General features: G+C 67.6%; 15 protein-coding genes and 1 tRNA gene. 12 read left to right on the top strand and 4 right to left on the bottom strand.

The features are described from left to right. The first annotated feature begins 50 nt into the window (after positions 1-50). Positions 51-124 (top strand) — tRNA-Leu (locus C5E07_RS03920). Positions 125-270: 146 nt separating this feature from the next. Then, positions 271-1,086: a shikimate 5-dehydrogenase gene (locus C5E07_RS03925; protein WP_104298524.1), complete on the top strand. Its 816-nt coding sequence runs from the start codon at positions 271-273 to the stop codon at positions 1,084-1,086. Positions 1,087-1,135: 49 nt separating this feature from the next. On the opposite strand, the gene C5E07_RS03930 is transcribed toward C5E07_RS03925, so the two are convergent. Continuing rightward, positions 1,136-2,632: an ATP-binding cassette domain-containing protein gene (locus C5E07_RS03930; protein ID WP_104298525.1), complete on the bottom strand. Its 1,497-nt coding sequence runs from the start codon at positions 2,630-2,632 to the stop codon at positions 1,136-1,138. A gap of 478 nt (positions 2,633-3,110) precedes the next feature. Here C5E07_RS03930 and C5E07_RS03935 point away from each other — a divergent pair, with 478 nt between their 5' ends. From C5E07_RS03935 to ilvA, 6 genes are all read left to right on the top strand, one after another. Next, positions 3,111-3,479, top strand: a complete 369-nt coding sequence (locus C5E07_RS03935) for a hypothetical protein (RefSeq protein ID WP_104241648.1) — start codon at positions 3,111-3,113, stop codon at positions 3,477-3,479. A gap of 99 nt (positions 3,480-3,578) precedes the next feature. Continuing rightward, entirely contained in the window at positions 3,579-4,226 is a 648-nt protein-coding gene (lipB, locus tag C5E07_RS03940) for a lipoyl(octanoyl) transferase LipB (protein WP_104298526.1), read from the top strand. Further along, the gene (gene lipA, locus C5E07_RS03945) at positions 4,223-5,215 is read left to right on the top strand and encodes a lipoyl synthase (protein WP_104298527.1); all 993 of its coding nucleotides are present in this window, start codon (positions 4,223-4,225) and stop codon (positions 5,213-5,215) included. The genes lipB and lipA overlap by 4 nt, the downstream gene beginning before the upstream one ends. Before the next feature lie 39 nt (positions 5,216-5,254). Then, complete coding sequence (locus tag C5E07_RS03950; protein ID WP_104298528.1) at positions 5,255-5,824, top strand: LemA family protein; 570 nt, start codon at positions 5,255-5,257, stop codon at positions 5,822-5,824. A 40-nt stretch (positions 5,825-5,864) separates the two neighbouring features. Beyond that, positions 5,865-7,097 (top strand): AI-2E family transporter, encoded by a 1,233-nt coding sequence (locus tag C5E07_RS03955; RefSeq protein ID WP_104241644.1) that lies wholly within the window; start codon positions 5,865-5,867, stop codon positions 7,095-7,097. Beyond that, positions 7,094-8,341, top strand: a complete 1,248-nt coding sequence (ilvA, locus tag C5E07_RS03960; RefSeq protein WP_104241643.1) for a threonine ammonia-lyase — start codon at positions 7,094-7,096, stop codon at positions 8,339-8,341. The genes C5E07_RS03955 and ilvA overlap by 4 nt, the downstream gene beginning before the upstream one ends. An 85-nt stretch (positions 8,342-8,426) precedes the next feature. On the opposite strand, the gene greA is transcribed toward ilvA, so the two are convergent. Next, the gene (greA, locus tag C5E07_RS03965; protein WP_104241642.1) at positions 8,427-8,912 is read right to left on the bottom strand and encodes a transcription elongation factor GreA; all 486 of its coding nucleotides are present in this window, start codon (positions 8,910-8,912) and stop codon (positions 8,427-8,429) included. A gap of 67 nt (positions 8,913-8,979) precedes the next feature. Continuing rightward, on the bottom strand, positions 8,980-9,420 hold the full coding sequence (locus tag C5E07_RS03970; RefSeq protein WP_104241641.1) for a DUF4307 domain-containing protein: 441 nt from the start codon (positions 9,418-9,420) through the stop codon (positions 8,980-8,982). A gap of 109 nt (positions 9,421-9,529) precedes the next feature. On the opposite strand from C5E07_RS03970, the gene mca reads away from it, so the two are divergent. Both mca and C5E07_RS03980 read left to right on the top strand, forming a co-directional pair. After that, positions 9,530-10,411: a mycothiol conjugate amidase Mca gene (gene mca / locus C5E07_RS03975; RefSeq protein ID WP_104241640.1), complete on the top strand. Its 882-nt coding sequence runs from the start codon at positions 9,530-9,532 to the stop codon at positions 10,409-10,411. Then, positions 10,408-10,761: a hypothetical protein gene (locus C5E07_RS03980; protein WP_181057776.1), complete on the top strand. Its 354-nt coding sequence runs from the start codon at positions 10,408-10,410 to the stop codon at positions 10,759-10,761. The genes mca and C5E07_RS03980 overlap by 4 nt, the downstream gene beginning before the upstream one ends. Here C5E07_RS03980 and C5E07_RS03985 read toward each other — a convergent pair. Beyond that, positions 10,758-11,498 (bottom strand): hemolysin III family protein, encoded by a 741-nt coding sequence (locus tag C5E07_RS03985; RefSeq protein ID WP_258063773.1) that lies wholly within the window; start codon positions 11,496-11,498, stop codon positions 10,758-10,760. The genes C5E07_RS03980 and C5E07_RS03985 overlap by 4 nt on opposite strands. A 70-nt stretch (positions 11,499-11,568) precedes the next feature. On the opposite strand from C5E07_RS03985, the gene C5E07_RS03990 reads away from it, so the two are divergent. Then, complete coding sequence (locus C5E07_RS03990) at positions 11,569-12,345, top strand: isoprenyl transferase (protein WP_374953192.1); 777 nt, start codon at positions 11,569-11,571, stop codon at positions 12,343-12,345. Positions 12,346-12,603: 258 nt separating this feature from the next. Next, a complete protein-coding gene (locus C5E07_RS03995) occupies positions 12,604-13,923 on the top strand; it encodes a PhoH family protein (protein ID WP_258063787.1) in 1,320 nt (439 codons plus the stop codon). The last annotated feature ends 88 nt before the right edge of the window (positions 13,924-14,011 follow it).

Consider the following 14,011-nt stretch of genomic DNA (forward strand, 5'->3'; position numbering starts at 1 on the left):
GACCTCGTCGGGGCCGTCACATCTTCGGATGCGGCGGCCCCGACGTGTACGCCCCTATGGCCCAACTGGCAGAGGCAGAGGACTTAAAATCCTTGTGTTCTGGGTTCGAATCCCAGTGGGGGCACTGAGCAACGACTCCGGCTCGCGTCGAGCTTCGCGCGCAACCGCCGCATCCCTCACCTCGACGACCTGCCCGTCTGATCGCTGTGGTTGTCCGCGTTCGTGGCAGCTGCTGGGGCGCACTCGGCGCCGACCCGCGATACTGGCCGTATGCCGATTCTCAATAAGGACATGACCCTCTGCATCTCGCTCGCCGCGCGGCCGTCGAACCTGGGGACGCGGTTCCACAACTACCTCTACGAGGAGCTCGGTCTCAACTTCATCTACAAGGCCTTCACGACGGATGACATCGAGGGCGCGATCCGCGGTGTCACCGCGCTCGGCATCCGCGGATGCTCCGTGTCGATGCCCTTCAAGGAAGCCGTGATCGCGCTCGTCGACGAGCTCGACCCTTCCGCCCTGGCTATCGAGTCGGTCAACACGATCGTGAATGACGGCGGCAGGCTCGTCGCGTCGAACACCGACTACGAGGCCATCGCCGAGCTCATCGCCGAGCACGTCATCAGCTCGACGCTGCCGGTGGTCGTGCGCGGTGCCGGTGGCATGGCGAAGGCCGTCGTCGCGGCGTTCCGGGACGCCGGCTTCGGCGATCTGACCGTCGTCGCGCGCAATGAGATCGCCGGCACCGCCCTCGCAGAGAAGTACGGGTACCGGTGGCAGAGCGCCGACCCCGAGCCAGGTGCCTTCGTGCTGGTCAATGTCACGCCCCTGGGCATGACCGGGGCAGACGAGGCCGTGCTGTCGTTCAGCGAGGAGCAGGTGGCCGCCGCTGCACTCGTGTTCGACGTCGTCGCCTTCCCGGCGGAGACCCCACTCATCAGGCTCGCACGAGCGCAGGGTGTTCCCGTGGTCACCGGTGCCGCTGTTGCCGCCCTGCAGGCGGCCCGGCAGTTCGAGAAGTACACGGGGGAGCGCATCACCGCCGAGCAGGTCGAGCGGGCGGCCGCCTTCTCTCGAGAGCTCTAGGCCGCTCGACGGGACCGGGGCGCCGCGGTCTCGGTGGCGAGCCAACCTGCTACGTGGCCGTGGCTGCTCGGCGCCCAACTCGTTCGGCGCGCTGGGCGCCGAGCATCGCGTGCACGATCATGTCCTCGTCGAGCAGCTCGGAGCGTCCCTCGAGCGCGGTCCTGCCGTTGGCGAGCACCACGACTCGGTGGCTCCACCTGAGCAGCTCGGTGAGATCTGTGCCCAGGAACACGACCGCCGTGCCGGTCTCGGCGAGGCTGTGGAGGAAGGTGAAGACGGCACGACGTGCGCCGACGTCGACGCCCTGCGTCGGGTGAGCGAGCACGAGCACCGTGCCGCCGCGCTCGACGGCACGGATGAACTCGGCTTTCTGCTGGTCTCCGCCCGAGAGCTCTGCGAGCGCGGTGTGGATGCTCGCGGTGTTGATGCGCAGTCGGTGCACGAGGTCGATCATCTTTCTCGCCCGCGAGATCTCCGCGCCGAGGGTCGCATCAGTCGCGCCGACGCCGTGGATGAGGCTCCGGTCGGCGTCGAACCCCGGCACCGCGTCCGCGAGGAAGCTCACGCCGTGAGCTTCGGCGACGCCTGCCTCTGCCAGGTCGACAGGCTCCCCGAACAGTTCCACGTGGCCCTGCTGCGGGTGGGTCGCGCCACCGAGGATCTCGATGAGCTGACGGACGCCCGAGTCGTGCGTCCCTGTGACGCCAACGACCTCGCCCGGCCGCACGTGGAGATCGACGCCGTGCAGGAGGCGGCCGTCGCCGACGCCGAACGCGGCGAGCGCGGCACGGTGCGCATCCTCCCCGGAGCTCGCGAGGTTCGCTTCCGCGTCCGGCAACTCGCCGATGAGCATGACCGTGAGCTCCTCGGCGCTGAGCCCGCCGATGGGGGTGTCGATGGCGATCGTGCCGTCACGGAGCAGGAGGACGCGGTCGACGATCGACTGCACCTCGTCCATGCGGTGCGTGATGTACAGGATGCTTCGGCCCTGCGAGGCGAGCTGCCGGAGCACTCGGTGCAGGAGCGCGATCTCATGGTCCGCGAGCGTGACGGCCACCTCGTCGATCACGACGAGCTGCGCCTCCTCGGCGAGCATGCGAACGACCTCGACGAGCGCGCGGCGACCCCGGTCGAGCTCATCGATCATCGCGTGAAGATCGAGTTCGGTGCTGGTCTGCTCGACGAGTTCCCGTGCGCGTTCGAGAACCGCCTCGTGCGACTCATCGGCCCGATAGGTGTTGCGGAAGAGCGCCTGCGCGACCGTCAGGCCCCTCGGCGGCTCCGCGTTCTGGGTGATCACTCCCACGCCGCAGGCCTGCGCCTCCGCGAGTGAGGCAGGCGCGTACGGCTCCTCGCCGAGAATCATGGTTCCGGATTCGAGCTGCTGGCGTCCGACGAGTGTGCTCACGAGCGTGCTCTTTCCTGCGCCGTTGACGCCGATGAGCCCGACGATCTGCCCCCGATACAGGGTGAGATCCACCGCCCGGAGCACCTGCCGGTTGCCGTACGAAGTCGTTGCGCCGATCAGGTGCACAAGAGTTTCCATCGTTCCCCCTCGATAGATGTGCGAAGCGTGATTCCGAAAGCGAAACAGCTCCGCGTGTCTGCCCCCTCGCGGAGATCCGCGAACTCAGACGACTCGAATCTATACGAGATCGGCGCTCTGCATGGCCAGAGCGCCGCTCGGGTGTGCGCTACTGTCGTTTCGGCTGCTATCTGCAGCTGATGCCGACACGTGCAACGTCGGCCTGATGTTCACGCGCAGACACCTTTCTCGCCGGTCGATCGGATGAGGGAACCGGATCCACCTGCCGCGCGGACGACGGCCGACGTGACGGGGTGGCCGCTCCGTGAGCATGCAGGACCGCTCGCGTACGGTGCGCCGCTCGCGGATCGTTGTCCCGTCGGCATGGGCGAGTCGGATGCCTCATTCACTTCGACAGGGACGATGGTGCAGGACGACATCTGACCTGCAGGTCCGGGGTCGATGGGGCAGCGACACAAAAACAAGGGGGAGACAAGACATGAGTTCACTCGATGAGGCCATCAACCAGCTGCTGAGCATCGAAGGCGCGACGGGGGCCGCGATCGTCGACTACGCGAGCGGCATGGCGCTGGCGCAGGGCGGCAATCCGTCGTTCGATCTCGGCATCGCCGCCGCGGGCAACGCCAACGTCGTGCGCGCGAAGCTCAGCACGATGTCCGAGCTCGGCATCGCCGATGAGATCGACGACATCCTGATCACGCTGAGTTCGCAGTACCACCTCATCAACGTCCTCAACTCGCAGGGGTCGAGCGGTCTGTTCATCTATCTGGTGCTCAATCGCACGAGCGCCAACCTGGCGCTCGCTCGCCACAAGCTGAAGGTGGTTGCTGCGCAGATCGCGGTGTAACCGGCGTCGGTCGTGCCGGCATGAGGGCCGCCCAGAACGGTGCCCCTCGTGCCGGCAAGCAGTTGTTGTACTTCGTACAGAATATGCAACACTGTCGTCATGATGCATGTGCTGACGCCGGGATTCGAGCCCACCACGGTCGACTACGCGGAGGCTCTCGCGCTCCAGCGGCGGCTGCACGCCGAGCGCGTTCGGGGAGACCGGGGCGACGCGCTTGTCCTCCTCGAGCACCCGAGCGTCTACACGGCGGGGCGCCTCACCAGGCGGAGCGAACGGCCCAGCGACGGCACGCCCGTCGTCGAGGTCGACCGCGGAGGGCGGCTGACCTGGCATGGGCCCGGCCAGCTCGTCGGCTATCCGATCGTCAAGCTGCCCGAGCCCATCGACGTCGTCGCCCACGTCCGCCGCCTCGAGGCGGCCCTCATCGAGCTCGTCGCCGAGTTCGGCGTCGAGGGCGTGCAGGTCGACGGCCGTTCCGGCGTGTGGGTCGAGGACGACCACGGTGCTCGGAAGATCGCCGCGATCGGGGTCCGTGTCGTCGAAGGCTGCACGATGCACGGCTTCGCGCTCAACTGCTCCAACTCCCTCGAGCCCTTCAGCCGCATCGTGCCGTGCGGCATCGCCGACGCCGGAGTCACGTCCCTGAGCGCCGAGCTCGGGCGGTCGATCACGCCCGCGGAGGTTGCTCCGAGAGCGGCCGAACTACTCACCGCTCACCTCGGTGTCGACGCGGGAGTCGCAGCGTGACGATCAAGCCCGAGGGCCGCAAGCTGCTCCGCGTCGAGGCGCGGAACGCCCAGACGCCCATCGAGCGCAAGCCGGAGTGGATCAAGACGAGAGCGAAGATGGGGCCGGAGTTCCGGCAGGTCTCAGAGCTCGTCAAGGCGGGCGGCCTGCACACCGTCTGCCAGGAGGCAGGCTGCCCGAACATCTACGAATGCTGGGAGGACAGGGAGGCCACGTTCCTCATCGGCGGTTCGCAGTGCACCCGTCGCTGCGACTTCTGCCAGATCGATACGGGCAAGCCTGCCGACTACGACACCGACGAGCCGCGCCGGGTGGCGGAGTCCGTCACGACCATGGGGCTGCGCTACGCGACCGTGACCGGAGTCGCCCGTGATGACCTGCCGGACGAGGGCGCCTGGCTGCACGCGGAGACGGTCCGGCGCATCCACGCCGAGAACCCGGGGACCGGTGTCGAGATCCTCGCGACGGACTTCTCCGGCAACCCTGCGCTTCTCGGAGAGGTCTTCTCCTCGAGGCCCGAGGTGTTCGCGCACAACGTGGAGACCGTGCCTCGCATCTTCAAGCGCATCCGCCCCGCCTTCAGATACGAGCGCTCGCTCGACGTCCTCACGCAGGCCAGGGCCGCGGGGCTCGTCACGAAGTCCAACCTGATCCTCGGCATGGGGGAGGAGCGCGATGAGATCGAGCAGGCGCTCGTCGACCTCCACGATGCGGGCTGCGACATCATCACGCTCACGCAGTACCTCCGGCCGAGCCCAAGGCACCTGCCCGTGGCGCGGTGGGTCAAGCCGCAGGAGTTCATCGCGCTCAAGGCCGTGGCCGAGGAGATCGGCTTCCTCGGGGTGCTCGCCGGCCCGCTCGTCCGCTCCTCCTACCGCGCCGGTCGACTCTGGGCACAGGCTGCTCGACGCCGCGGGATGCCCATCCCGCAGCATCTTCAGCACCTCGCGGACTCCGCATCCAGCGAATTCGCTCAAGCGGTGGGCTGACCCCGCCGTCTCGCAGTCGAGGCGGGTTACCATTCCGGCATGCTCGAAGTCTGGATCGCCGTCGGAGCCGTGCTCCTCATCGTCATCGCCGTAGTCGTCTACGTCGTCGCCACCAACCGCTCGCTCAAGCGCCTGAGCGCCCGCGTCGACGGAGCGTGGAGCGACATCACGACGCAACTGGCGGCCCGCGAGGAACTGCTCCCGCAGCTCGAGACGCGTGTGCGCGGCCTCGCGACGCATGAGGACAAGGTCTTCGCGGCGTTCCAGGAGGCCCGCGCTGCGAGTTCGCGCGCGACGACACCCGAAGAGGTGAGCGCGGCCGAGAACCTCGTGCAGGGCTCGCTGCGCGGCGTGTTCGCCGCGGCAGAGGCCTACCCGCAGCTCCAGTCCAGCCGCGAGTTCCTGCAGCTGCAGTCCGACCTCGTCGACGTGGAGAACCGCATCCAGGCGTCGCGTCGCTTCTACAACGGGGGAGTGCGCGAGTACAACACCAAGGTGAAGGTGTTCCCGAACAACCTCGTCGCGGGCCCGCTCCACTTCGAGCAGCGGACCTTCTTCGAGGTCGCCGACCGGGCTGCCATCTCGCAGCCCCCTCGGGTGCAGTTCTAATGGCATCGCAGCGTCCGCGGGCGCTCCTAGTATTGAGCCTATGACCGAACGCGACCTCGACGAGACTGCCGCCAAGGCGGCATCGCCGAGAACCGGCTCCACCCTGGCGCAGAACCCCACGCCAGCGCTCCGCAACGAGAGCGAGGACGAGCTCGTGCCCCGGGGGCTGCGCATCGGCGCGGCCTGGGCCTGGCGCACCGTGGCCATCCTGCTGGCCCTGATTCCCCTCGGGTGGCTCGTCGCACAGGCATCGATCCTCGTCATTCCGCTGCTCGTGGCCGCGCTCCTGGCGTCGCTGCTCGCACCGCTCATGAAGTGGCTCGTGGGTGTCGGCCTCCCGAGGTGGGCGGCGCTCATCCTGTCGCTCATCGTCCTGCTGGTCGCGATCGGCACGCTGATCAGCCTGGTCGTCAGCCAGTTCGCGCAAGGCTTCAACCTCGACCTGGGCAAGCTCGAGGCTCAGTACCAGCTGGCGCTGCAGTTCCTCAGAGACTCCCCGCTGCATGTCACCGAGGAGCAGGTCGACGCGGGACTCAGCGAGATCGTCGGCTGGGTGCAGTCGAACGTGAACTCCATCGCGTCCCAGGCGGTCTCGGTCGGCTCCAATGTCGTCGCCTTCCTCGCCGGCACGCTCGTCACCGCCTTCGCCCTGATCTTCTATCTCCTCGACGGCCGCAGCATCTGGCTCTTCATCGTGTCGATCTTCCCCAAGAAGGCGCGCGCCGCCATCGACGGTGCTGGCCAGCGGGGCTGGATCTCGGTCGGCCACTACGTGCGCGTCCAGGTGCTCGTCGCGCTCATCGACGCCGTCGGCATCTACCTCGGTGCCGTCATCCTGCAGGTGCCGTTCGCGTTGCCGATCGGCGTGATCGTCTTCCTCGCGTCGTTCGTCCCCTACATCGGCGCGATCTCGGCCGGCACGATCGCCGTCGCCGTGGCGCTGGCCTACAACGGCTTCCTCAATGCGCTCATCATGCTCATCGTCGTCGTCGCGGTCATGCAGATCGAGTCGCACATCCTGCAGCCGCTCATCATGGGCAGCGCCGTGAAACTGCACCCGCTCGCGGTGCTGTTGTCGGTGAGCGCAGGAACCATCTTCGGCGGCATCGCCGGCGCCGTCTTCGCCGTTCCCCTCGTCGCGGCAGGCAAGGTCATGGTCCAGTTCATCTCGCGTGGCACTTGGCGCGATGACCCCGACCCGACGAAGATCACGCAAACCCCCGTATCCAAGCGCGAGAAGGCCAAGCGCGAGAAGAAGGCAAGCACGGTATGACCGCTCCCACCATCACGCTGGAACAGATCGTCGCCGCACGTGAAATCGTGCGGCAGGTCATCTCCCAGACCCCCATCGACTCGGCCCGGTTCCTGTCCGAGAAGCTCGGCTCTCCTGTGCTCCTCAAGTGCGAGAACATGCAGCGCACGGGCTCGTACAAGATCCGCGGGGCGACGTACCGCCTTTCGCGCCTGAGCGAGGAGCAGCGCTCGCGTGGAGTCGTGGCCGCCTCGGCCGGCAACCACGCGCAGGGCGTCGCCTTCGCGGCCCGCGAGCTCGGCATCAAGGCGACGATCTTCATGCCGGTCGGCGTTCCGCTGCCGAAGCTGCAGGCGACCCGCGGCTACGGTGCAGAGGTCGTCCTGACCGGCGTCAACGTGGCGGATGCGCTCGTCGCGGCCAAGCAGTTCGCCGTCGACACCGGGGCCGAGTTCATCCACCCGTACGACCACGCCGACATCATCACGGGCCAGGCCACCCTCGCGCTGGACATCCTCGAGCAGGCGCCCGACGTCGACACGATCATCGTGCCCATCGGCGGCGGCGGGCTCATCTCGGGCGTCAGCGTCGCGGCGAAGCTCCTCGGCGAGCAGCGTGGGCGGCCCATCCGCATCATCGGCGTGCAGGCGGCCAACTCTGCGCCGTTCCCCGTCTCGCTCGAGGCCGGCTACCCCGTGAAGATCCAGGCTCGCCCGACCATCGCCGACGGCATCGCCGTCGACATGCCCGGCGAGATCACCTTCGAGGTGGTCCGCAATCTCGTCGACGAGGTCGTCACCGTCTCGGAAGACGACATCTCGCGCGCCATCCTGCTCCTCGTCGAGCGGGCCAAGCTCGTGGCCGAGCCTGCCGGTGCGACTGCCGTCGCTGCCATCCTCGCGGACAAGATCAAGGACGCGGGCACCACGGTCGCCATCCTGTCCGGCGGCAACATCGACCCGCTCATGCTCGAGAAGGTGCTGAGCCGCGGCCTCGCCGCCTCTGATCGGTACCTGAAGCTCGTCATCGAGCTGCAGGACGTTCCCGGCCAGCTCGCGCTGATCGCGAAGACCATCAGCGAGGTGAACGCGAACGTGGTCGAGGTGCTGCACACTCGCCACAACAAGGGTCTGCAGGTGAGCCACGTCGAGCTCGAGGTGTCGGTCGAGACTCGAGGCACCGAGCACTCCCACCAGGTGATGGATGCGCTGCGTGCGCTCGGCTACCAGCCGCGGACGAGCAGGGACGCGTCCCCGCTTCCCTGATCGCGAGCACCCTCGCAGGAACGAGAAGAGGACCTCCCGCGGGAGGTCCTCTTCGTGTGTCCGAGTGCGTGGCCGCGTCGAACGGCTACGGGTGGAAGGTCTCGACCTCGGTGATCTCGACGTCGATGGAGTTGCCGTTCGGCGCCTCGTAGCTCGTGGATGCGCCGATCGCGAGGCCGAGGATCGAGGCTCCGAGCGGGCTCTCGCCCGAGTAGACGCGCAGCTGGGTCTGAGACGCCATCTCGCGGCTGCCGAGGAGGAACTTCTGCTCCTTGCCACCGATCTTCGCCGTCACGACGGTGCCCGTCTCGACGATGCCGGACGCTTCTGGCGCTTCGCGGACCTCGGAGTTCTTCAGCATCGTCTCGAGCTGGTTGATGCGGGCTTCGATCTTGCCCTGCTCGTCCTTCGCCGCGTGGTAGCCGGCGTTCTCCTTGAGGTCGCCGTCTTCGCGCGCCTCTTCGATGCGCTTGGCGATCTCTTCACGACCGTTCACAGCGAGCTCGTCGAGCTCCGCCTTGAGGCGGTCATACGTCTCCTGGGTGAGCCAGGTCACCGATGGGTTAGCCATGCTGGAACTCCTTGTGCAGCCGGATACGACCAAAGCCCTGACGCGAGTCAGGGCCTCTGGTGCCATTCTACGGCAACCAGCATTCCTTCACCAAAGCCGTGGTTCCTGCCTTCGTGGTGCGCACCTGCGCGTTGAGGACCTGCGAGGCCTCGTCGGTCGCGGGGACGTCGACGATGTCCCAGCCGACGACCGCCTGCTGCTCGTCGCGGATCTCGATCGCGCACGTCGCCTCGGTTCCGGCAGGGGCGGTGATGCGGTAGTCGAAGCTCACGTTCGCGTCGTCGACGATGGAGAAGCGCACCGTGTCGGCTCGGATCGCCGAGGAGGAGACGGGGCCGACCGTCGTCGTCGCCCAGAAAGCGACGACGGCGATGACGAAGATGCCGACGACCATCCAGATCCAGCGCTCCGGCTTCTTCTCCGAGCGAGGCGCGCGGGCGCCGTAGCGGTCGACGAGGTCAGCTGAGGTGGCGGCGGTGTCGGCGCGGGTCTCGCGTTCAGCTGACACGTGGATTCCTCTCGACTGAGGGCGGGCGCGGCCAGAAAGTGCGGGCCGCGCGAGATAGGCTCTCTGTCTAGGTTAACGTTCCCCGAGGAGACCAGTGACACTTCGACTGATGGCGGTCCACGCCCATCCCGACGACGAGTCCAGCAAGGGCGCCGCGACATACGCCGCGTACCGTGCCAAGGGCGCCGAGGTCATGGTGGTGAGCTGCACCGGAGGCGAGGCCGGCGACATCCTCAACCCGGGTCTCGAGTCCGTCTCGCACGCCCAGCGCGACCTGGCGGGACTCCGCCGCGTCGAGATGGCTGCCGCCCAGGAGTTCCTCGGCGTCGAGCACCGCTGGCTCGGGTACGTCGACTCCGGCATGGCCTCGGAGGACGGATCGCTGCCGCTGAACTCCTTCGCGAGCATCCCCCTCGACATCTCCGCGCGTCCGCTGCTGCGCCTGGTCAGGGAGTTCCGCCCGCACGTGCTCGTCACGTACGACGAGAACGGCGGCTACCCGCACCCCGACCACATCCGCACCCACGACATCTCGATGCGCGTGTGGCGGGAGTCGGGCCTCGCGACGCACCCCGAGCTGGGCTCGCCGTGGCGCATCTCGAAGCTGTACTACGACCGCACCATGAACGGGAAGCGGGCAGACAGCCTCCTGCAGCACATCAAGGCGCTCGACCCCGAGTCGCCGCTGCTCGAGCGCCTCGAGCAGATGCTCGCCTGGATGCGAGACAAGCCGAGCAACGTGACGACGCAGATCCAGATCGACGAGTTCTTCGACGCCCGCGACTCGGCGCTTCGCTCGCACGCGAGCCAGGTGGCGCCTGACAGCGGGTTCTTCGCGATTCCTCGCGACATCGAGGCCGCGGCGTACCCGTACGACGACTTCGAGCTCGTCGACTCCCGAGTGGATGCCCCGACGCCAGAGACCGACCTGTTCTCGGGCGTCGACGAACGCAACGACGACAAGCAGGGCGCTGCGGAGGCCTCCGAGTGATGCTGCTCGCCTCCGCCCAGTCCTGGGTGCTGTCGCTTGCGGCGACGGCGCCGACGCCTGGGGAGGAGCTGCCCTTCAACCCGGACGACGTGACGCCGGGCCCGCTCGGCTTCTTCGTCTTCATCTTCGTCGCCGTCGCGACCGGCCTCCTGGTGATGGACCTCATCCGCCGCACGAGTCGGGTGCAGGCGAGGGCTCGTATCCGCGAACAGCTGCAGGCCGAGATGGCAGCGAACGAGGGCACGGTGGCCGAGGGCACCGAGGGCCCTCAGCTCGGCCAGGAGCCCGAGGAGCAGGCCGCGCCTGAGCATCGCGAGCCCGACCACGAACCCCCGGCGGCCAAGCCCTAGGCGAAGACCGGCGGGTCGATGCAGAGCAGCAGGATGCCCGTCCACTGGCTGAGGAACGCCAGCACCGTGAACACGTGGAACAGCTCGTGGAAGCCGAAGTGCCCCGGCCAGAAATTGGGGCGTTTGAGCGCGTAGAAGATGGCGCCGGCCGTGTAGAACAGGCCGCCGACGACGATGAGCACCACCGTGGCCACGTTCACGGCGGCGATGTCGCCGAGGTAGGCGACGGCGGCCCAGCCGAGCGCGATGTACAGGGCGACGTACAGCCACCGCGGGGCGCCGATCCAGAACACGCGGAAGCAGATGCCAAGCAGCGCTGCGCCCCAGACGATCGCGAACAGCGGCCACCCCTTCTCCGGCGGCAGTGCGACCAACGCTATGGGTGCGTAGGTCCCAGAGATGAGCAGGAAGATGTTCGCGTGATCGAACCGCTTGAGGGCGACCCGCGTCTTCTCGCTCCAGTTGAAGCGGTGGTAGAGCGCGGAGATGCCGAAGAGCAGCCAGGAGCAGATCGCGTAGAGCGCGCAGGCCAGCTTGGCGGTCGTGCCCTCGGCGAGCACGATGAGCACGATCCCCGCCGCGATCGAGACGGGAAGCGTGCCGGCGTGCACCCAGCCGCGCCACGATGGCTTCGCCTCGGCGACGCTCGCGCCCGATTCAGCTTCGAGCAGGGGCAAGTGCACGGTGGGCTCCTGGCCCGAGTCGAGTTCCGAATCCGCGTGATGTTCTGAAGCCACCCTCGCACTCTACGCGGCCCCGTGCACGTGCATCTGACCCGTGGTCCGGTACGTTGTTCGAACCATGTCGATGATTCCCACGAGCCTGCGGAGCTTCCTGTACGGGCTGTACACGAGGCGACTGCGCCGATCTCTGCACGGTCGTCCCAAGCCGAAGCACGTCGCGATGATCATCGACGGCAACCGGCGTTGGGCCAGGCAGCTCGGGTTGCGGGATGCGGCTCAGGGGCACGCAGCGGGGGCCGCCAAGATGATGGAGTTCCTCGCCTGGTGCGACCGGGAAGGCGTCCAGGTCGTGACCCTCTACCTCCTGTCGAACGACAACCTCAAGAACCGCAGCAGCGAAGAGCTCGACGCGCTCATCGACATCATCGAGAAGCTCGCGATGCAGATCGCCGACAACGCGCGCTGGCGGGTGCACCACGCCGGATCTCCCGAGCACCTCCCTTCCGGACTCGGGGCGACGCTCGAGCGTCTGCAACGCGACACGGCGCAGCGTCGAGGCATGCACGTGAACCTCGCGGTCGGGTACGGAGGCCGCAGCGAGATCGTCGACGCGATGCGCAGGATCGTGCGCGCACACGCGGCAGATGGTGGCGACGTCGCGGCCCTCGCGGACATCCTCACGCCTGACCTCATCGCCGAGCACCTCTACACGGGCGGCCAGCCGGACCCCGACCTGGTCATCCGCACCTCCGGTGAGCAGCGGCTCAGCGACTTCATGCTGTGGCAGTCTGCGCACTCCGAGTTCTACTTCGTCGAGGCACTGGGACCCGACCTGCGCGAGGTCGATTTCCTCCGCGCGCTGCGCGACTTCGCGTCCCGCCAGCGACGCTACGGCCAGTAGCCGCGACGCTCCCAGACACGACACAAAATTTAACTTTCGCCTGCGCGTGGCGTGGTCCCCGCCGTCGTACGTTAATGCCATCAGGTACGGTGCCTGATCGAAACGGCCACAGGTTCCCGAAGTTCGTTTCCCCCTACCGAGTGCCCCTGTGGTCGGAACGTAACCCAGCGACGAGCGAGAGCTTGGCGAAGGAGCGGAACTGCCGTGATACCCGCACAGCGCAACACCGACCACCTCGAGAACGAGGAAGGGGGCGCCGTGCATGTCGCGGTTCCCGACTCGTCCATCTCGACCCGCACCTACGTGCTCGACACGTCGGTGCTGCTCAGCGATCCGAGAGCACTCTTCCGCTTCGCGGAGCACGCGGTCGTCATCCCCGTGGTCGTGATCACGGAGCTGGAGAAGAAGCGCCACGACCCGGAGATCGGGTACTTCGCCCGCCAGGCGCTCAGGTTCCTCGACGAGCTGCGCATCAAGCATGAGCGCCTCGATTTCCCCATCGCCATCGGGGAGGCAGGCGGCACGCTGCGCGTCGAGCTCAACCACTCGAACATGAGCGTCCTCCCCAGCGGAATGCAGCTGGGAGACAACGACACACGCATCCTGGCCGTCGCGCAGAACCTCGCTGGTGAGGGCCTCGCCGTGACGGTGGTGTCCAAGGACCTCCCGATGCGCGTGAAAGCCTCGGCGATCGGCCTGGCTGCTGAGGAGTACCGAGCCGAGCTGGCCCGCGACACCGGTTACACGGGGGTCGCCGAGATCTCCCTCGGCGCGGACGAGCTCGACACGCTGTACACGGACGAGACGGTCGCGACCGCCACCGTCGACGAACTGCCCATCAACACGAGCCTCGTGATCCACTCGGACCGCGGATCAGCACTCGGACGCGTGTCGGGGAAGGGCGCCGTCCGACTCGTCCGCGGCGACTTGGACGTGTTCGGCGTGCACGGGCGGTCTGCGGAGCAGCGACTCGCCATCGACCTGCTGCTCGACCCCTCGATCGGCATCGTCTCCCTCGGCGGGCGCGCGGGCACTGGGAAGAGTGCCCTCGCCCTGGCTGCAGGGCTCGAGTCGGTGCTCGAGCGCGGGCTGCACCGGAAGATCATGGTCTTCCGACCGCTCTTCGCCGTCGGCGGGCAGGAGCTCGGCTTCCTGCCCGGCGATCAGGGCGAGAAGATGAATCCGTGGGGCCAGGCGGTCTACGACGCCCTGTCGGCGATCGTGTCGGAGAACGTCATCGACGAGGTCATGGACCGGGGGATGCTCGAGATCCTGCCCCTGACGCACATCCGGGGCCGCTCGCTGCACGACGCGTTCGTGATCGTCGACGAGGCGCAGTCGCTCGAGCGGAACGTGCTGCTCACGATGCTCTCTCGGATCGGCAAGAACTCTCGCGTGGTGCTCACCCATGATGTGGCGCAGCGGGACAACCTGCGCGTCGGCCGGCACGATGGGGTGGCCTCGGTCATCGAGACCTTGAAGGGACACAAGCTCTTCGCCCACATGACGCTCACGCGGTCCGAGCGCAGCGACATCGCGGCGCTCGTCACGGAGCTGCTCGGAGACTACGAGGTGTGATGGGGATGCGGGCCCGGCTCGGTTGCGCTGCACCGAGCCGGGCCTCGTCGACCTGGCCTGTGGGGAACTTCTGCGGGTGGCTCCAGAT

The sequence above is a fragment of the Pseudoclavibacter sp. RFBJ3 genome (genome assembly GCF_002931375.1).
In the GTDB taxonomy this organism is placed as follows: Bacteria; Actinomycetota; Actinomycetes; order Actinomycetales; family Microbacteriaceae; genus Pseudoclavibacter.

Excerpts from the sequence above, each read along its gene's own strand:
- C5E07_RS03925 (WP_104298524.1), top strand. The coding sequence starts at position 271 with ATGCCGATTCTCAATAAGGACATGACCCTCTGCATCTCGCTCGCCGCG.
- C5E07_RS03930 (WP_104298525.1), bottom strand. The coding sequence starts at position 2,632 with ATGGAAACTCTTGTGCACCTGATCGGCGCAACGACTTCGTACGGCAAC.
- C5E07_RS03935 (WP_104241648.1), top strand. The coding sequence starts at position 3,111 with ATGAGTTCACTCGATGAGGCCATCAACCAGCTGCTGAGCATCGAAGGC.
- lipB (WP_104298526.1), top strand. The coding sequence starts at position 3,579 with ATGATGCATGTGCTGACGCCGGGATTCGAGCCCACCACGGTCGACTAC.
- C5E07_RS03950 (WP_104298528.1), top strand. The coding sequence starts at position 5,255 with ATGCTCGAAGTCTGGATCGCCGTCGGAGCCGTGCTCCTCATCGTCATC.
- C5E07_RS03955 (WP_104241644.1), top strand. The coding sequence starts at position 5,865 with ATGACCGAACGCGACCTCGACGAGACTGCCGCCAAGGCGGCATCGCCG.
- ilvA (WP_104241643.1), top strand. The coding sequence starts at position 7,094 with ATGACCGCTCCCACCATCACGCTGGAACAGATCGTCGCCGCACGTGAA.
- greA (WP_104241642.1), bottom strand. The coding sequence starts at position 8,912 with ATGGCTAACCCATCGGTGACCTGGCTCACCCAGGAGACGTATGACCGC.
- mca (WP_104241640.1), top strand. The coding sequence starts at position 9,530 with ATGGCGGTCCACGCCCATCCCGACGACGAGTCCAGCAAGGGCGCCGCG.
- C5E07_RS03990 (WP_374953192.1), top strand. The coding sequence starts at position 11,569 with ATGATTCCCACGAGCCTGCGGAGCTTCCTGTACGGGCTGTACACGAGG.